We start from the raw sequence: 17,543 nt of genomic DNA on the forward strand, positions 1-17,543 counted from the left end.
GATTTTTAACGGCGCGCATCACGATGTAACGGCTGCTGCAGCGTCTACCATGCCGGAGCCCTGCCCCGTCCGCTCATGGCTCGGCCCGCCCCCTGCCTTCATTTCCGCATGACAAGCCCATGACAAAGCTGTAGGGTGCCCCCCGTAACGCGCAATGGAGGATGAACATGCCGGGTTCCAACGCTACCGGGTTGATGCTGGCCCTGCTCACGGCCTTATTCTGGGGGGCCCTGCCGCTGGCCCTTAAACACCTGCTTTCCACGGTGGATGCACTTTCCATCGTCTGCCTGCGCTTCTGGGTAGCTGCCGCCTGGACATGGGGCCTTTCCTGCCGACATCCCGGCAACAGCACGCCGCTGGGCCGCCAGGAAAAGATTCTGCTGGTCTTGGCCGCTGCGGGCCTGAGCTGCAACTTCGTGTTCTTCAACTCGTCGGTGGCCTACCTCAGCGCCTCCGCCTGCCAGATCCTGGCACAGGCGGGCCCCGTCCTCCTGCTGCTGGGCAGTGTGTTCGTCCTGCGCGAGCCCTTCCTCCCCATCCAGGGGGGGAGCGTCATCGTCCTGCTTGGGGGCCTTCTGCTGTTCTTCAACACCCGGCTGCTGGAGCTGGCCAACGGTGACATGCTCATCGGCATGGCGCTGGGAATCATGGCCGCCGTCGTCTGGGCCAGCTACGGCATCGCCCAGAAAGTCCTGCTGCGCACGATCTCACCCGGGCGCATCATGCGTTTCATCTATCTTGCCGGTGCCCTGGCCCTGACGCCGCTCTCCACTCCTTCGGCCTTTCTTGAGCTGGACTCGTTGCAGACGGCCTGCCTGATCTTTGCCTGCATCAATACCATCGTCGCCTACGGTGCTTTTTCCACGGCCATGAAGAACTGGCATGCCGCCAAGGTCAGCGCTGTGGTCACCACCACCCCGCTGTTCACACTTGGCCTGGAAGCCCTGGGGGCGCTGGTCCTGCCCCAGGTCTTTCCTCTGGAGCACCTGGGCCTGCTCAGCCTGCTGGGAGCTGTCGTCGTCGTGCTGGGGGCCATGGGCATCGCGCTTGGCCCCATGCTGCACCTGCCGCACAAGCGATCCTGACCCGATCGCACGCCGCACGGCAGGATCCCCACAAAGGATTCTTCCTGCTTGGCGGCGCAAAACGGCCTGCCTTCAGCCTGGAAATACAGGACCTTCCGCCCGCCAGCTTCAACTTGACAGCGCGCGTCAGACTGCTTTACAAGATACGACGCGCGCTCGTAGCTCAGTCGGATAGAGCGATTGCCTCCTAAGCAGTAGGCCGCAGGTTCGATTCCTGCCGGGCGCACCACAATAAAATCAATGGGATACCGGTAAAAACGGTGTCCCATTTTTTTGGGCTTTGCGACCATTTTGCGACCATCCTGCGCGCTGCTGCGAATAAGTTTACGGTTGTGAGCTGTTACGAAACTTGAGAACAGCGCTCGGCACCTTTTCGACGTGGGGCCGGTGGCTAGAGATTGCTCCAAACGAGAAAGGGCGTGGGGGTGTCATTTAGACATCCCCACACGCCCTTTCTCTGTTTGCTGATCCAGCCCGTTTTAGCCAATAATGGAAGACCCAAACAAGGCACACGGGACTTGGGCTGACGCGAAGACATTCCCTCTGCCAGGCGGACCAGCTCCTGTCGTCTGCAGTCCTCCCACGGCCTTGTTTGCCATCCCTGTTGCGTGCTGGCTGACGGGTGCGCACGCGTGTCAGCCAAGCATCTCTTAAAAAGTCCTCACGCGGGGCCCCAAAATGCAGAAGACAACAAAAAAGCGGTCAGCCTGTTACAGCTAACCGCTTGTTTTTGTTGTGGTGCGCCCGAAGAGATTCGAACTCCTGGCCTACAGGTTCGTAGCCTGTTGCTCTATCCAGCTGAGCTACGAGCGCGTCGTGAAAAGCTATGTATAGCAATCGCCCTGCCCTGTCAAACATTTTTGCGTAAAAAAATCAATTTTTATGCAGCCGCTCTTATCAGCCGTCCCGCTTTCGATGGGACCGCATGGCAGCCCAGGCCCCTTTCCCCACACTTTATGCCGCCATAGGAACACCGTCTGACGACGCAGGCTAGCTGCCTGATGTTACCGCAAAAGCCGGGGACAGAATCAGCCCGTGAAAAGGCTTGTTCCCCCTGGAACACGAACTACCCAGCGACCTGGTCCCACCGATTGCGACAGTTCAAAAAAACTGGCCCCCTTTGGGCTGAGAGGCGGCCCCCTTCCCCCCTCACGGGCACAGGCAGTACAAGGCAAGGGCCACATACCGCTTGCAGCATAAAAAAACGGGCTCCAGCTTCACTGGAACCCGTCTGTTTTTTTATGGTCGGGATGGCGCGATTTGAACGCGCGGCCTCAGCGTCCCGAACGCTGCGCTCTAGCCAAACTGAGCCACATCCCGTTGCAAGAGAGGACATTACACCGAAGGCCTGCCGTATGCAAGCTTTTTTTTCAAAAAAATTTTTCTCCGCTCATGTCAGGTGGTATCCGTTCCTGCCCGGCGGAGTCCCGGACATGGCGGTACATGTTTTGCGCATATCGGGCAATTAGGCTTTGACTTTATGAAAAAAGGGGCTAAAATGCACATACCGGTTCGTCTGCCCGGTAAAAATTTTTGAGAGTATTGCTAAAAGAATGATAAAATATCTTCTCTTTGCCCGTTCACATGAAATCTGGCAAAGAGAGATATTGTGAGATCAACCATTCGCAAGGACCTTGAAACCACCTGAGATTTACGTTTGAAACGGGCAAACCAGTGTCTTTGGCGGGCATTATTTCGCTCAATTCGCACGGTTCCCCGTTTTCCTTGAATGAGGTCGTCCTCGGGTATTTCCCGTGGATATACTTTCCAGTTGTCGGTACAGAAGAACCAGACAGACCAGCGGCGAAGCCTTGCCATCAATCTTGCAAGAGTGCTTTGGTCACGATTGCCACATTCCCAGTCAATGAGTTGACCGGTATCGCGACAATAAGCTTTCCAGAGCCATAGTTTGTTTTTTTTGAATGCAAATAGTGCCACATCTCATCAAGTTCTATGATGACAGCTTCCCCAGGAGAAGGCTTTTCATAAGTTTTTTCAGCGAAATCCCGGACCCAACGCATGACGGTCGATGTTGCAACTCCATAAATACGTGCTATGGCATTAAACGAAAGGCCCAAAGTATAAAGCAGGATGGCCATTGCCTTTTCCGTTGCCGGTCGTCCTCTGGGAGTGTCACGGGTAAATTGAAAACCGCAGTCTTTGCAGCGAAATCTCTGACGCTCCAAGTGTCTTCCATTCTTCACAATCCGCTCTGACGCACATTTTGGACAGTATTGCATAAAGAACTCCTTAACTGGAGTATGCCATTATAACATTCTTTATGCAATACTTTCAAATTTTTTTGAGGTTGCTTTATGTCGAACACAGGTTCCACGGACAATTTTGGCTACGGCCAGGAGCTGAAGCGCGAACTCAGCTTCAAGGACGTATTTGTTTACGGTATGCTGTTCATGGTGGTCATCGCCCCCATGTCCATCTATGGCTACATTTCCAAAGACAGCCATATGATGGCGCCCTTTGTCTACTTTGTGGGCATCTGCGCCATGTTCTTCACGGCCCTGAGCTACATGAAGATGAGTAACCGCTTCCCCATCGCGGGCTCTGTCTACGCTTATGTGCAGCGCGGCCTGAACCACCATGTGGGCTTCATCGCCGGCTGGCTCATCCTGCTGGACTATGTGTTCGTGCCCGCCCTGCTCTATCTGATGACCGCCAACTGGTGTGTGGAACTCTTCCCGGCCACCCCCCGCTGGATGTGGGTCATCGTGTTCGTGGGCATCAATACCCTCATCAACGTCCGCGGCATCACCTATACCGCTCGTGCCGACTGGATCATGTTCTATGTGGAAGCCGTGGTCCTGGCCCTGTTCATCGGCTTCGGCCTCAACTACGTCCTTGGTGAAGGCGGCGGCACCGGCCAGCTGGTCATGGATCCCCTGTATCGCCCCGGCGAGATGAACCTGCAGTTCATCGGCCTGGCCTGTACCATCGCCTGTCTCTCCTTCCTGGGCTTTGACGGCATCTCCACCCTGGCCGAAGAGACCCACCGCCCCGAAGTGACCATCGGCCGCGCCACCATGGCCGCCCTGCTCTGCATCGGTTTCCTGTTCATGCTCCAGACCTACGTGGCCACCATCATCCAGCCCGACATGAGCAAGATGAACCCCGACACGGCCTTCTTCGACGCTGCCGAGCTCGCCGCCGGTGACTGGTTCCGCAAGGTCCTGCTGGTGGTCAACATCCTGGCCGTGGGCATCGCCAATACCATGAACGCCCAGGCCGCCACCTCCCGCGTGCTGTACGGCATGTCCCGCGACAACGTGCTGCCCGGCGTCTCCGGCCTGTTCCGCAAGGTGCATCCCCGCTTCCAGACCCCCTACATCGCCACCATCGCCGTGGGTATCTTCTCCATCCTGGTGGCCGAGCTCTCCACCGTGGAAGACCTGGCCCGCCTGGTGAACTTCGGCGCCCTGACCTCCTTCATCCTGCTGAACCTCGCCGTGTACAATTTCTTCTGGCGTCGTGAAAAGATGCGCGGCGGCAAGGCCCTGCTCAATTATGTGATCTGCCCCTTCTGCGGCGTGCTCATCCTCGGTTATGTGTGGCTCTCCTTCGACAGCATGACCCAGATCGTGGGCTTCAGCTGGCTGGCCATCGGCCTGGTCATCGGCTACGTCAAGAGCAAGGGCTACAAGGTCGTCCCCGAAGCCTTCCGCAAGAGCGATATGGTGTAACCTTCATTGCAGGAGTTGAATCATGCAGTACTTTGACAAGGTCGTTTATACCTTCAGTGCCGACAACGAACCCACCGGCACCATCGATTCCGGCGAGATCGTCATCTTCCGCACCCAGGACTGCTTCAGCAACCAGATGCATTCCGAAAGCCAGCTGGTGACCAGCTGCGACTACAGCAAGATGAACCCCGCCACCGGCCCGCTGTTCGTGCGCGACGCCCAGCCCGGCGACGTCATCAAGGTGGAACTGCTGGACGTGCAGTGCGACACCATCGGTACCACCACCCTGCCCAAGATCGGCCCCCTCTGGGACAAGTGCGAGACCCGCACCAAGCGCATCCCCATCGAAAACGGCAAGGCCGTCTTCAATGACGTGACCTTCCCCATCAATCCCATGATCGGCGTCATCGGCGTGGCCCCCGAAAAGGGCAAGAGCGTGCCTTGCGGCTACCCCGGCAGCCACGGCGGCAACCTGGACTGCAAGCTGATGGTCAAGGGCAACACCGCCTACTTCCCCGTGCGCGTGGAAGGTGGTCTGGTGCAGATGGGCGACATGCACGCCGTCATGGGTGACAGCGAACTGTGCGGCACCGGTCTGGAGATCAACGGTACCGTCATCGCCCGCGTGAGCGTCATCAAGAACTGCCCGCTGGAATGGCCCGTGCTGGAGACCGCCGACACCTGGTACACCATGGCCAGCGCCGCCGGCTATGAAGAAGCCCTGCGCCACGCCAGCGTGCAGATGCAGGGCCTGGTGGCTGCCGCTACCGGCTGGGATGCCACCGACGCCTACCTGTACATGTCCCTGCGCGGCGACCTGGAAGTCTGCCAGGCCTGCAAGCCCTGCGAAGTAGACCTCATCGTGCGCCTGGGCGTGCCCAAGGCCGACATGAAGCGTCCCCTGGTTGGCTAGCAGCTGACCGTCCGACACGACGATACTGAAAAAGGCTGTCCGCATCTTGCGGGCAGCCTTTTTTCGTGTCCTTTTGCCTGAGAAACAGAAGAGGCTATTTTTTCCTGTCGTGCCGGGAAAGCCGCTCCAGCAGGCGGTCGTAATACGTGTCGTCATCAAGATTCAGGGGACGCTGATGCTTCATGCGGGCCTGCAGGATCATGAAGCGCAGCTTCTGCATCTGGCGCACGCGCTCCTGCTCGTCCTCGCAATGTTCCAGCATGTCGGCCAGATTGCTGATTTCCTTGCGCTCGGCCAGTTCCGGCGGCACACAGCCGGCGTTGCGCAGCACCTTGTAGGCCATGCGCAGCTCCGGGGGAACATGGCTGTCGTCTTCCAGTTCCAGCGGTTTGCCCCGGCCGGGAAGGTCATCAAAATCGCCCTTGGCCATGGATTCTTCGATGCGGCGCTCGGCAATGGACTGGATGACGGACCAGGGGCTGACCTCAGACATGTTTTTCCTCCGTATCGGGAGCATCGGCCCAGAGCTTTTTCCACTCCATGATCAGCTTGAGGGCCGCCAGCGGCGAAAGCTCCTCGGGATCCAGGTCCCGCAGCAGCAGGACCAGCGGATGCGGCCCGGCGGCCGGTGCGGCAGGGATGTCGATGGGCAAAGACGGAGGCTCTTCGCGGGCGACCCGCTTTTCCATGCCGGGAAGCGCCAGCGTCTCCGTCTGGGGCGACATGCGCTTTCCCTCGCCCCGGCTTTGCTCCAGTTCCGCCAGGATGGCCCGTGCCCGCTGCACCACCGGCGCAGGCACGCCTGCCAGGCGGGCCACCTCCACGCCATAGCTGCGGTCCGCAGGGCCGGGCACCAGCTTGTGCAGGAAGAGGATGTCGCCCCCGTATTCCCGGATGGCGATATTCATGGTGAACACGCCGGGCACGCGTTTTTCCAGCGCCGTCAGCTCGTGATAATGGGTGGCGAACAGGGTGCGCACTTCGCCATGCGCCCGGGCCGCCAGATCTTCCACCACGGCCCAGGCCAGGGCAACACCGTCATAGGTGCTGGTGCCGCGCCCGATCTCGTCCAGGATGACCAGGCTGCGCTTGGTGGCCTGCCGCAGGATACGGGCCGTCTCCATCATTTCGACCATGAAGGTGCTCTGCCCCTGGGCCAGATTGTCCGAAGCGCCCACACGCGAGAACAGCCTGTCCACCAGCCCCAGGCGCGCCCGTGTGGCCGGGACCATGGAACCGGTCTGCGCCAGCAGGCAGATGATGGCCACCTGCCGCAGCACCGTGGACTTGCCCGCCATGTTGGGACCGGTGAGCAGGCACAGGCGGCGCCGGGCATCCAGCGTGATATTGTTGGGCACGAAATTGGCCGCGCCTATCATGGCCTCCACCACCGGGTGGCGGCCTTCCTCGATGAAAATGTCGGCACTGCCGTCCAGTTCGGGACGGCACCAGCCGTTGCGGCGCCCCACCTCGGCAAGGCTCTGCCAGTAGTCCAGATGGGCGATGACGTCCGCCATGTGCAGGATGCGCTCCCGCTGCTGGGCCATAAAGGTGCGCAGATCCTGATAGAGCTGATATTCCAGCGTCTTGCGTTTTTCGGAAGCGGAAAGGAGAGCTTCTTCCAGCTCCTTGAGGGCGGGCGTGGTGAAGCGTTCGGCATTGGCCAGGGTCTGGCGGCGGATGAAATGTTCCGGCACCGGCCCGCTGTGCGCGGCCTTGCTCAATTCATAATAATAGCCGAAGACCCGGTTGAATCCCAGCTTGAGCTTGGCGATGCCGGTCTCCTGCTGTTCGCGGGCCAGCTCTTCCTGCAGCTTCTGCTCGCCGTGTTCCACCAGATCCAGCAGACGGTCCAGCTCGGCATTGTACCCGGCCTTGAACAGGCCGCCGTCCGTGATGACCACCGGCGGGCTGTCCACCAGCGCGCTGCGCAGCAGATGCGCACAATCGGCCAGATCGTCCCAGCCCTTGAGCAGCTCATGGATGACACGGGGCGCGTCCTCCCCGTTCTCCTGCCCGGGCAACGGATATTTCCCGTCCAAGGGCTGCGTCAGGGCCGCCAGAACGGCAGGCAGGGCCGCAAGGCTGTTGCCGAGGGCGATGAAATCCCGCGGGGTGGCCCGGTTGACCGTCACGCGCGTGGAAAGGCGCTCCAGGTCATAGACGTCCTTCAGGGCTTCCCGCAACAGGGCCCGGCGGTTGTCATCATCGTGCAGCAGGGCCACGGCGTCCTGCACGGCCAGGATGGGGGCCGCTTCGCGCCACGGATGCCGCAGCATGTCTTCCAGCAGGCGGCCGCCCATGGGCGTCATGGTATCGTCCAGCACATGACGCAGGGTCCCCTTGCCCTTGCGGCCGTTGAGGCGCTGGAAGATCTCCAGATTGCGTTCCGTCACGTCGTCCACCAGCATGTGACGGCCCAGGTCCAGCGGCTGGAAGGGCATCAGATGCTCGGGGCGGCGCTTCTGGGTCTGCTCCAGATAGACCAGCAGCGCGCCGCAGGCCCGCACGAGGCAGGGCTTGTTCTGCAGGCCCAGGGCTGCCAGTTCCTGCACGGACTGGGCTTCCAGCAAACGGCGTTCGGCCTTGCGGGCGTCGAAACCGGCCACGGGACGACGCAGCAGGCGCACGCCTTCCAGCAGGCATTTGGGCGGCAACTCCTTGTCGTCCGGCACCAGCAGCTCGCGCGGGGCCAGCTTCTGGATCCATTGCCAGAGCTCGGGCAGGCGCTTCACCTCCATGCCGGACCACTGGCCCGTGGAGATGTCCGCCCAGACGAAGGCCCCGTTGTGTCCCTCCCAGAAAGCGGCTCCCAGATAATTGTGGCTGCGGGCGTCCAGGTTGGCGTCTTCCAGTACGGTGCCGGGCGTCACCACGCAGGTCACGGCCCGTTGCACGAGCCCCTTGGCGGCCTTGGGGTCTTCGGTCTGGTCGCAGATGGCCACATGGAAGCCCTTGTCGATGAGCTGGGCGATGTAGGCCTGTGCGGCATGCCAGGGCACACCGCACATGGGCACGGGGTTTTCCGTGTCCCGGCTGCGGCTGGTCAGGGCGATCTGCAGTTCCCGGGCCGCGGTGACGGCATCGTCGAAGAAGAGCTCGTAAAAGTCGCCCATCCGGTAGAACAGCAGCGCATCAGGGTAGTCGGCCTTGATGCGCAGATACTGCTCGAACATGGGAGTCAGCTTGGGAGTTTTTTCTGCCATATGCGTAATTGCGCAGCGGCGCCATCCAAGGACGACGCCGCTGCAGAAAAATGCGCCTGATGCGCGGGGAAAAGGGACTAGGCCTTGTCAGGATCGGGAGCGGTCACTTCTTCCGGCTTGGCCTCGGCCTTCTCCTTGGCGGGAGCGGCTTCGATGGCCTGGGCCTTTTCCTGGGAGACCTTGCGGAGGAAATCGCCGCGCGCGGTCTCACCGTCCAGGCTCTTCTTCAGCTTGGCCACTTCACGTTCCAGAGCGGACACACGCCACTTGCTCTTCATGTAACGGGCCGTCAGGTGCATCTTGTCCCACAGCAGCAGGGCCACCGCCAGCAGGGCGCCCACGAAGAAGGCCACGATGACGATGAAGTAGAACGGCAGCGGGATGGACGTCATCTCAGGCACGAAGAAGAGATTGAGTTTGAGCGTCATGGCCGTCGACAGGGCCGTCTGGTTCTGGAAGAAGAAGACCAGACTGAAGAAAATCAGCAGAACAAGTAACAGGACCTTTATATAGCGCATAGTCTCCTCCTCTGCGCGGTGGTGTTCAAAACCTGTCGAAATACGGCTTCAGATGAGCATAGCTGCTGCGCAGATGTTCCGGGATCGTGCGCACCTCGTCCATCACGGCCATGAAGGAGGAATCCCCGTTCCAGCGCGGCACGAGATGGAAGTGCAGATGTTCCCGGATACCGGCTCCGGCAGCCTGCCCCTGGTTGAGGCCGATATTGATGCCTTCGCAGTGAAAATGTTCCTGCAGCACCAGAGTGCAGCGCTGCATCAGGTCCATGATCTCGTGCGTCTCATCCGTTTCAAGCTGGGCCAGCGCCATCACATGCCGATAGGGACAGACCATGATATGCCCGTTGCTGTACGGGAATTTGTTCATGATCACAAAAGCATGCCTGCCCCGGTACAGGACCAGTCGCTCCTCGTCTTCATCCCTGCTTTCGGGAAGACAAAAAACACAGCTGTCCGGTTTGGGACCAAGGATGTACTCGATGCGCCAAGGCGTCCACAATTGTTTCATTTTCTTTTCCTCAATACACGGCTTGCGCTTCAAGGGCAAGTCCTGCCCTGAACGCCGCTCTTTTATTTAGGAAATACGCCTTCCTGCCGGGCCATGTCCAGCGCCAGACGACGCTGGCTGTCCGCATCCGGGGTCTCTCCGTCCAGCTTGCCGACCAGTACGGCCCGCAGGATGCGCCCGAACAGCGGTCCCGGCGCGATGCCCATGTCGCGCAGATCCCGGCCGTCGATATCCGGCTTTTCACGGCGCCACTGGGTGATGTAACGGGAAAGGTTCTTTTGCAGCCCGCTGTCTTCCACACCGGCCATGATGTAGAGCAGGAACTCCAGCGAGAACTTTTCCAGCAGCAGATACAGCTCGCTGATCCTGCCTGTCCCGGCCTCAAAGGCCTTTTGCCAGCGGGCCAGCTTGGGCTGCACATGCCGCATGGACTCCCGCTGCTGCAAGATCTCCTGCTTGCGTCCTTCGGGCAGCCCCAGGGCGGCGAAATTGGCGGAGACTTCGGCATAGTTCAGCCGGTGTCCCAGGGCCAGGAAGTAGATCAGCCAGTTCTCGACGCTCTCATCGAAATACAGCAGGCGGTACCAGTTGAGCATGGAGCGTACCTGCTGCAGGATCTGGCGCTTGCTCGGCGTCAGGGTCAGGGAGGGCCCCAGGGCCCGCAACAGGCCCAGGCCATCCAGGCGCTCGAAACAGGCCGCGGGATCGTCTTCGTCACATATATGGGTATATTCGTTGAAGATACGCTTTCCGGACAGTTTGTCCAGCATATGCAGGCTGAGCAGGTTCTTGATGAGCTTTTCCGCGCTGGGCCCGATATGAAAGCCATACCGCTGTTCAAAGCGCACCGCCCGCAGGCTGCGTGTGGGGTCTTCCACGAAACTCAGGGTGTGCAGCACGCGCAGCACGCCTTCCTTGATGTCACGCTGCCCGCCGAAAAAGTCCACCAGCTGCCCGTAGGGCGTGCAGTCCAGGCGGATGGCCAGGGCATTGATGGTGAAGTCTCGCCGGAACAGGTCCATCTTGATGGACGAAAGCTCCACCGTGGGCAGCGCCGCCGGGGATTCGTAATACTCCAGGCGCGCGGTGGCCACATCGATGCGCTGTTCCAGGCCGTCTTCGTCATGGTAGATGACCATGGACGTCAAAAACTTGCGGTGTTCACGCACACGGCCGCCCAGTTCGGCGGCCAGGGCCCGGGCAAAGGTCACGCCTTCGCCCTCCACCACGAAATCCACGTCATGGTTGGGCCGGTCCAGCAAAAGGTCGCGCACGAAGCCGCCCACCACATAGACAGGCATGTTCAGCCGCTGCCCCAGACGGCCCGCCAGCTCCAGCAAATGGCGCACCCGTGCGGGCAGACGGTCACGCAGCAGCTTGGCCACATTGCGCTCGCGCGAGTTGTTTTCCTGATAGTCCAGGACCTGACCGGGCTCGGAGGTCATGACGTTGATGAGGTCCGTGCGGGTCACCACCCCCACCACCAGTTCCTTGTCCACGATGGGCACCAGACGCTGCCGGCCGCCCACGATGATGGACGAGATGTCCCGCAAAGGCGCATCCGGGGCCAGGCTCTTGATATTGCGACGCATGTAGTCGTCCACAGGCCGGTCGCCCAGCTTGTGGCTGGTGGCGCGGGAAGCCGTCTGGGCATCCAGGATGCCGATGCAGTGGCGTGTCCCGGGCTTGAAGACAGGCACGGCCTTGAGGCCGAAATGCATCATCAGGGTATCGGCCTCACGCATGCTGCGGTCCGACTCGATCCCCACCGCCGGGGACGACATGTAATCGCTGGCGGTCTTTTCCGGCCCTGCCTGCATGTGCAGATTGCGCACGATGGCGTCATGGACCTCGTTGAGGGTCAGGTTGCGGATGGAGGCCGACGCGGCATAGGCATGCCCGCCCCCGCCAAGCTCCGCACAGATGCGGCCCACATTGATGGCATCGCTGCGGCTGCGGGCCACCACCTGCACCCGGTCTTCCATGCGGCCCACGGCAAAAAGCACCGTGAACTTCTCCATCTCCATCAGCCGATGGGCCAGATAGGCGAAATCCCCCAGGTAGTGTTCCATGGAGGCCTCGGCGATGACCACCGGCTCATTGTTGATATGATAGACGCGCGCCGACTCCAGCAAACTGTTGAGGGCCCGCACATGCAGGCTGGTCAGCTCATGGGCCGCCATCTCGTTGATGGCGTTGACATCCATGCCCTGGGTCAGCAGCCAGGCGGAACTTTCAAAATCCAGCGGCGTGGTGGAACTGTAGGTGAACGAGCCCGTGTCCCCGTAGATGCCGAGCCCCAGCAGGGTGGCGTCCGCGGCTTCCAGCACGATCCCCCGTTGCCGCAGCTCCCGCACCAGCAGGGCCGTGACCGAGCCCACGGTCTCCACATGACTCGTCTGGGCCGGGACATCCTCGGACGAGGCCGGATGATGGTCCCAGACCTCGACGGTCACCCCTTCCCTGTCCAGCAGGGTCGACACATGCCGGACACGCTCCCGCTGGCGCGTATCCACCAGCACGAGATGCGTGATCTCGTCCCAAGGGATGTCGGCACTTTCGGTCAGATGGTAGCGTTTGGCATCCAGCGAGGCCACGACCTTTTGCAGGCCGCGCTCCTGCGTCCCGGGAAACAGCAGCAGACTGCCGGGGTAGAGGAAGTGGGCAGCCAGCATGGCCGCAAAGGAATCGAAATCGGCATTGGCATGGCAGGTGACCAGGATCCGGGGAGAAGATGCGGACATTACGACTGACTCCGTGGATGGAACTGCCTGTGCAGGGCATGGAGGCGCTCGGCCTGCACATGGGTATAGATCTCGGTGGCGCTGATGTCGGCATGGCCCAGCAAAAGCTGCACGGCCCGCAGGTCAGCCCCGCCTTCCAGCAGGTGGGTGGCAAAGGAATGGCGGAAGGTGTGCGGCGAGATGGAGCGCCGTATGCCCGCCAGCAAGGCGTATTTCTTGACCATCTTCCAGACGTACTGGCGGCTCAGGCCCTTGCCGGAACGGTTGAGGAAAAGGTAGCGGCTCTGGGGCGAAAAGTCGTCACGCCAGAAGGACAACCACTGCTGCAACAGATCGAGCACCAGGGAATGGAGCGGCACCAGCCTGTCCTTGGCGCCCTTGCCCGACACCAGCACCAGCCCCCGCTGCATGTCCACATCCGCCACCAGCAGGTTGCAGACCTCCGAGACGCGCAGGCCCGCCGCATAGAGCATCTCCAGCAGGCAACGGTCACGACGGCCGCATTTCTCGCGCATGTCCGGCAATTGCAGCAAGCGGTCCATCTCGGCCTTGCTCAGGACTTCCGGCAGATACTGGGGCAGACGCGGGCTTTCCAGCAGGCTGGCGGGATTGCTCTCCAGCAGGCCTTCTTCCACCGTATACTCGAAAAAGCCGCGCAATGCCGACAAGCGCCGGGCCAGCGTGCGTCCCGCATTCTTCCGGGCTCGCAGCCAGGCCAGATACAGGAACAGGTCATGTTCATCGAGGCTGGTCTTGTCGCCGGCATCCAGCTCGTCGAGGAAAAGGAAAAAATTTTCCAGATCCTGCCGGTATGAGACCACCGTACGCATGGAAAGGCCCCGCTGGGCCAGCAGGTATTCCCCCCAGGCCGGGATCTGTTTTTTCAGGATCTGCAGAGATCGCTCCGTCGCCTCAGGCAATGCACTTTTTTCCGTCATGTCATCATGCTAGCTGCCTTGGACGGATTGGGCAAGATTTTTGACAGCATCCGGGCAAATGTCTACAAGGAGGCCATGACTGCACCGACCATCACCGTTTTTGTCTGTCTGGGTTCCAACACTCCCGATGCCGCCCATATGCTCTCCCTGGCCGTGGAGCGGCTGCGTGCCTTGCCCCGTGCCCGGGTGGATGCGCTCTCCGGCATCTACCTGACCGAACCGCAGGACTATGCGGATCAGCCCTGGTTCCACAATCAGGTCGTCCGCATGGAGCTGGAGGCCGACTGGACCCCGCAAAGCTTCGTCCGGGCCTTGCTGGCGGAGGAAAAACTGCTGGGCAGACAACGCAGCAGCGATCCGGCCCTGCGCTTCGGACCGCGCTGCATCGACATGGACCTGCTGCTCTTTGGGGACAGCCAGTGCGACGCGCCGGAAAGCATCGTCCCCCACCCGCGCATGTGCCAGCGCGCCTTCGTCCTCATCCCTCTTTGTGATGTGGGCGCCGCCTGCCGCATCCACGGACGTACCCCGGCGCAATGGCTGGCCGGGCTCAAGTATCGACAGGAAGGTCAGAGAATTTTTCAGTGACGCGCAAAAACTCTTATGCTATCCTGGGTTGCGATAAAGAATGAGACCCTGCTCTACGCAGGAGAAGGAGAGCGACCATATGTGGAAATGGCTTGTGCTGGGTCTGGCCGTTTACGTCCTGTACCGACTGTTTGCCAATGATTTTCTGAAGAAGAAAAAGGAAAACGCCGAAGACCAGGCCGCTGAAGTCGAGCGCAAGGTCGCTGCCGGCGAGATGGTCAAAGACCCTGAATGCGGCACCTATGTCTCCGTGGACGGTAATATCTCCGTGCGCGACGGCGACAAGGTCTACCGTTTCTGCAGCTACGAATGCCGCGACAAATTCCTGGAACGTCTCCAAGAAGGCGGCCGTGAGCTCCCGCCCCGCGACTAAGCGGTGCGTTTATCCCGATCCCCAAAGCCCGTCATCGTACGGGCTTTTTCTTTTTGCAGGCAGCGGGCCCGAGCGAGGGAGGTCCGCAGGTCCCCTAGGTATAGGGGACAGTGCCTTCCTTCTTCCAGGCAGGATTCCCTGGGCAAACAAAAATCGTCCTTTCCAGCCCCCAACCAACTGCCGATACTAACTCCAGGCCCCAAACAGGAACTGCCCGGAATCCGGCGAATCCCGAGCAGTTCATCATCGTTCCGTCTGAAGATGTGGCCATGCGGACCAGCACCCGAGGACATGCGCCTACCTGGGCGATGTCCGCACGCAATCCCGCAGGCGTCCTCCGGAAATCATCCTGTATCTCCGACCTAGTAGTGGACGTCTACTATGGAGAATGGCTGGTCGTAGGAAGATCGTACCAAATCTCGCTGAGCCGCTATCAAACTGGGGCAGGTCTTCATCTATCTCTTCAGTGGTGCGGTGAATTCCATCCAGATCACCGCCCCCAGCTCCACATCCTTGAGTGCGCCCTGATGCTCCATCTTTTTCCTGTCCGTCTTCAGGGCCGCAAAACCCCACCAGCCCGGCCAGGGGGCGCAGTACGTAAAGACGCCGTTCTCATCCGTCTTGATCACCTGGGTCATGAAATAGACGTTGGGGGTCGTATAGAGATCATCACAATTGTAGTATTCCACTTCCACCTCGGCACCGGGAACCGGTTTACCGTCCAGCAGCACACGGCCCTGGAAGATATTGCCGCTGTAGTTGGCAAAAGGACGAGTCAGAGGAATGATCTCCATTTTCAGCCCCAAAGGAACATCCCAGCCTTTCTCGTCGCCAAAAGCAGCTACAACTGTTTTGGTATAGTGGATGATGAAACGGTCTTCCTCGGGATCGAAATAGGGGGCAGACTCCATGGCAAACTGGTACACGCCGGGCTGTTTGACCTCATAGACAGCCCGCCAGGCCTGATGCCCGATGATGGTAGCCGGCTTGAGCATCGCCTTGAGATCTTCCACCTTCCCTTCCCTGGTAACAGTCAGGGACTTGGGCGGCTGCATATCCAGGCCCCGCATCTCCATAGGATAGGCGGAGAAAACATCCAGCTTCAAGGAAGATTCTTTGTCTTCCATTACCGTCGAAGATGAGGGAATGAGCATACTGAACTGGGCTTCCGCCCGGCCACTCAGACACATAAGCAGGGCAACTGCCATGCATACTATTTTCCACATGCTGCTTTCTCCTTGGATTTCGTCAAATAGGGATATTCGCCCACTGTCCCGCGGATACCTGCAGGTACGAAAAAATAGCACATTGACTTTGCAACTTGCTTGGGCTCTTCCCACTTACGCTACATGTCAGCCAAAAGGCAACGCCCTGTCAATATTGCGGATCTCTCGGTAAAGCTGTCCAAAGGCATGACTGCAGCAGGGAACTCAGGCTCTGCCTGCTACAGATGGAAGCCGCCTGCTCTTCTTCACAGGCACTTCCATCCTCGCACAGGCCCAGCGACAAAAGTTTTTGGAAGGGAGGGGCGCGGGGAGGGAGAACCTTTTTCCAAAAAGGTTTCCCTCCCCGCAAGCTGTTCTCTCTTCAAATCTCCAGGCGCCTGCCTGCCGTCCCCAAAACAAAAAAATCCCCGGCGGAGCGGGGACAAAAAAAGACCCCCTCGCGCTGAGAGCTGCAAGGGGGTCTCGAACAATCTTTGGCAGCGGCCTACTTTCCCACATGACGTTATGCAGTATCATCGGCGATGGAGAGCTTAACTTCCGAGTTCGGAATGGGGTCGGGTGTACCCTCTCCTCTATGGCTACCAAAGAAATTTGGTAAATTTATTGAAACAGGGATGGAAGGTTTTTTCGAGAAACAAGACGCACGGGCTATTAGTACTGGTCAGCTCCACCCCTCACAGGGCTTCCACCTCCAGCCTATCAACGAGGTCGTCTACCTCGGCCCTTCAGGACTTGCGTCAGGGAGAACTTATCTTAAGGCAGGCTTCCCGCTTAGATGCTTTCAGCGGTTATCCCTTCCACACATAGCTACCCTGCTGTGCCGTTGGCACGACAACAGGTCCACCAGTGGTGTGTCCATCCCGGTCCTCTCGTACTAGGGACAGGCCCTTTCAATTCTCCTACGCCCACAGAAGATAGGGACCAAACTGTCTCACGACGTTTTAAACCCAGCTCGCGTACCACTTTAAACGGCGAACAGCCGTACCCTTGGGACCTGCTTCAGCCCCAGGATGTGATGAGCCGACATCGAGGTGCCAAACCGCATCGTCGATGTGAACTCTTGGATGCGATCAGCCTGTTATCCCCGGCGTACCTTTTATCCAATGAGCGATGACCCTTCCATTCGGGATCACCGGATCACTAACACCTACTTTCGTACCTGCTCGAGATGTCTCTCTTGCAGTCAAGCTCCCTTTTGCGTTTGCACTCGACGGCTGGTTTCCAATCAGCCTGAGGGAACCTTTGCATGCCTCCGTTACATTTTGGGAGGCGACCGCCCCAGTCAAACTACCCACCAGACACTGTCCTCCTACCGGATCACGGCAAGGAGTTAGGGACCTGAACAAACAAGGGTGGTATTTCAACGATGGCTCCCTCCATACTGGCGTACAGAGTTCACAGCCTCCCACCTATGCTACACATGCAGGCTCAAATCCCAATGTCAAGCTATAGTAAAGGTGCACAGGGTCTTTCCGTCTTTCTGCGGGTACACGGCATTTTCACCGCGACTTCAATTTCACCGAGTCTCTGGCCGAGACAGTGTGGAGATCGTTACGCCATTCGTGCAGGTCGGAACTTACCCGACAAGGAATTTCGCTACCTTAGGACCGTTATAGTTACGGCCGCCGTTTACTGGGGCTTCAATTCGGAGCTTCGCTTGCGCTGACTCCTCCTTTTAACCTTCCAGCACCGGGCAGGCGTCAGTCCGTATACGTCGTCTATACGACTTGGCACAGACCTATGTTTTTA

General features: G+C 59.6%; 13 protein-coding genes, 3 tRNA genes and 2 rRNA genes (1 of these 18 only partly in view). 6 read left to right on the plus strand and 12 right to left on the minus strand.

The annotated features are described in order from the left end of the window. The first annotated feature begins 167 nt into the window (after positions 1-167). Positions 168-1,085 carry a DMT family transporter gene (locus Q4I12_RS12300; RefSeq protein WP_302261763.1) on the plus strand — a complete coding sequence of 306 codons (918 nt, stop codon included), beginning with the start codon at positions 168-170 and terminating at the stop codon, positions 1,083-1,085. A gap of 152 nt (positions 1,086-1,237) precedes the next feature. Next, positions 1,238-1,314: transfer RNA gene (locus Q4I12_RS12305), tRNA-Arg, on the plus strand. Positions 1,315-1,821: 507 nt separating this feature from the next. On the opposite strand, the gene Q4I12_RS12310 is transcribed toward Q4I12_RS12305, so the two are convergent. From Q4I12_RS12310 to Q4I12_RS12320, 3 genes are all read right to left on the minus strand, one after another. After that, positions 1,822-1,898, minus strand: a tRNA-Arg gene (locus Q4I12_RS12310). A gap of 429 nt (positions 1,899-2,327) precedes the next feature. After that, positions 2,328-2,405 (minus strand) — tRNA-Pro (locus tag Q4I12_RS12315). 225 nt (positions 2,406-2,630) lie between these two features. After that, positions 2,631-3,325, minus strand: a protein-coding gene (locus Q4I12_RS12320) for an IS1 family transposase (protein WP_302259955.1) whose coding sequence is annotated in 2 segments (ribosomal slippage) — positions 2,631-3,007 and positions 3,007-3,325 — 696 coding nt in all. Because the reading frame shifts where the segments join, the coding sequence is not laid out codon by codon here. A gap of 75 nt (positions 3,326-3,400) precedes the next feature. Here Q4I12_RS12320 and Q4I12_RS12325 point away from each other — a divergent pair. Both Q4I12_RS12325 and Q4I12_RS12330 read left to right on the plus strand, forming a co-directional pair. Further along, positions 3,401-4,780 (plus strand): APC family permease, encoded by a 1,380-nt coding sequence (locus Q4I12_RS12325; RefSeq protein ID WP_204626489.1) that lies wholly within the window; start codon positions 3,401-3,403, stop codon positions 4,778-4,780. 22 nt (positions 4,781-4,802) lie between these two features. Then, positions 4,803-5,693: an acetamidase/formamidase family protein gene (locus Q4I12_RS12330; RefSeq protein WP_287438162.1), complete on the plus strand. Its 891-nt coding sequence runs from the start codon at positions 4,803-4,805 to the stop codon at positions 5,691-5,693. Positions 5,694-5,787: 94 nt separating this feature from the next. Here the strand turns inward: Q4I12_RS12330 and Q4I12_RS12335 are convergent, their stop codons facing one another. The 6 genes from Q4I12_RS12335 to xerD form a co-directional block, all read right to left on the minus strand. Continuing rightward, positions 5,788-6,186 (minus strand): DnaJ family domain-containing protein, encoded by a 399-nt coding sequence (locus Q4I12_RS12335; protein WP_168935296.1) that lies wholly within the window; start codon positions 6,184-6,186, stop codon positions 5,788-5,790. Beyond that, positions 6,179-8,899, minus strand: a complete 2,721-nt coding sequence (gene mutS, locus Q4I12_RS12340) for a DNA mismatch repair protein MutS (RefSeq protein ID WP_297160174.1) — start codon at positions 8,897-8,899, stop codon at positions 6,179-6,181. The genes Q4I12_RS12335 and mutS overlap by 8 nt, the downstream gene beginning before the upstream one ends. A gap of 77 nt (positions 8,900-8,976) precedes the next feature. After that, positions 8,977-9,417: a lipopolysaccharide assembly protein LapA domain-containing protein gene (locus tag Q4I12_RS12345; protein WP_168935298.1), complete on the minus strand. Its 441-nt coding sequence runs from the start codon at positions 9,415-9,417 to the stop codon at positions 8,977-8,979. Between the two features lie 25 nt (positions 9,418-9,442). Further along, positions 9,443-9,925: an HIT family protein gene (locus Q4I12_RS12350; protein ID WP_168935299.1), complete on the minus strand. Its 483-nt coding sequence runs from the start codon at positions 9,923-9,925 to the stop codon at positions 9,443-9,445. A gap of 62 nt (positions 9,926-9,987) precedes the next feature. After that, the gene (locus Q4I12_RS12355) at positions 9,988-12,669 is read right to left on the minus strand and encodes a CBS domain-containing protein (RefSeq protein ID WP_302261764.1); all 2,682 of its coding nucleotides are present in this window, start codon (positions 12,667-12,669) and stop codon (positions 9,988-9,990) included. Then, positions 12,669-13,607, minus strand: a complete 939-nt coding sequence (gene xerD, locus Q4I12_RS12360) for a site-specific tyrosine recombinase XerD (protein WP_204626485.1) — start codon at positions 13,605-13,607, stop codon at positions 12,669-12,671. The genes Q4I12_RS12355 and xerD overlap by 1 nt, the downstream gene beginning before the upstream one ends. A 75-nt stretch (positions 13,608-13,682) precedes the next feature. Here xerD and folK point away from each other — a divergent pair, with 75 nt between their 5' ends. Then, positions 13,683-14,195 (plus strand): 2-amino-4-hydroxy-6-hydroxymethyldihydropteridine diphosphokinase, encoded by a 513-nt coding sequence (gene folK, locus Q4I12_RS12365; protein WP_302261766.1) that lies wholly within the window; start codon positions 13,683-13,685, stop codon positions 14,193-14,195. Positions 14,196-14,274: 79 nt separating this feature from the next. After that, a complete protein-coding gene (locus tag Q4I12_RS12370) occupies positions 14,275-14,568 on the plus strand; it encodes a transcriptional regulator (RefSeq protein WP_168935302.1) in 294 nt (97 codons plus the stop codon). Positions 14,569-15,023: 455 nt separating this feature from the next. Here the strand turns inward: Q4I12_RS12370 and Q4I12_RS12375 are convergent, their stop codons facing one another. From Q4I12_RS12375 to Q4I12_RS12385, 3 genes are all read right to left on the minus strand, one after another. Then, positions 15,024-15,794, minus strand: coding sequence for a DUF4198 domain-containing protein (locus tag Q4I12_RS12375; RefSeq protein WP_302261768.1), 771 nt, complete (start codon positions 15,792-15,794; stop codon positions 15,024-15,026). Positions 15,795-16,265: 471 nt separating this feature from the next. Beyond that, positions 16,266-16,380: ribosomal RNA gene (gene rrf / locus Q4I12_RS12380) — 5S ribosomal RNA — on the minus strand. 44 nt (positions 16,381-16,424) lie between these two features. Next, a 23S ribosomal RNA gene (locus Q4I12_RS12385) occupies positions 16,425-17,543 on the minus strand; it runs 1,814 nt beyond the window's last position.

The sequence above is a fragment of the Desulfovibrio piger genome (genome assembly GCF_951793255.1).
In the GTDB taxonomy this organism is placed as follows: Bacteria; Desulfobacterota; Desulfovibrionia; order Desulfovibrionales; family Desulfovibrionaceae; genus Desulfovibrio.

Coding starts and splice junctions, on each gene's coding strand:
- Q4I12_RS12300 (WP_302261763.1), top strand. CDS start 168: ATGCCGGGTTCCAACGCTACCGGGTTGATGCTGGCCCTGCTCACGGCC.
- Q4I12_RS12325 (WP_204626489.1), top strand. CDS start 3,401: ATGTCGAACACAGGTTCCACGGACAATTTTGGCTACGGCCAGGAGCTG.
- Q4I12_RS12330 (WP_287438162.1), top strand. CDS start 4,803: ATGCAGTACTTTGACAAGGTCGTTTATACCTTCAGTGCCGACAACGAA.
- Q4I12_RS12335 (WP_168935296.1), bottom strand. CDS start 6,186: ATGTCTGAGGTCAGCCCCTGGTCCGTCATCCAGTCCATTGCCGAGCGC.
- mutS (WP_297160174.1), bottom strand. CDS start 8,899: ATGGCAGAAAAAACTCCCAAGCTGACTCCCATGTTCGAGCAGTATCTG.
- Q4I12_RS12345 (WP_168935298.1), bottom strand. CDS start 9,417: ATGCGCTATATAAAGGTCCTGTTACTTGTTCTGCTGATTTTCTTCAGT.
- Q4I12_RS12350 (WP_168935299.1), bottom strand. CDS start 9,925: ATGAAACAATTGTGGACGCCTTGGCGCATCGAGTACATCCTTGGTCCC.
- Q4I12_RS12355 (WP_302261764.1), bottom strand. CDS start 12,669: ATGTCCGCATCTTCTCCCCGGATCCTGGTCACCTGCCATGCCAATGCC.
- xerD (WP_204626485.1), bottom strand. CDS start 13,607: ATGACGGAAAAAAGTGCATTGCCTGAGGCGACGGAGCGATCTCTGCAG.
- folK (WP_302261766.1), top strand. CDS start 13,683: ATGACTGCACCGACCATCACCGTTTTTGTCTGTCTGGGTTCCAACACT.
- Q4I12_RS12370 (WP_168935302.1), top strand. CDS start 14,275: ATGTGGAAATGGCTTGTGCTGGGTCTGGCCGTTTACGTCCTGTACCGA.
- Q4I12_RS12375 (WP_302261768.1), bottom strand. CDS start 15,794: ATGTGGAAAATAGTATGCATGGCAGTTGCCCTGCTTATGTGTCTGAGT.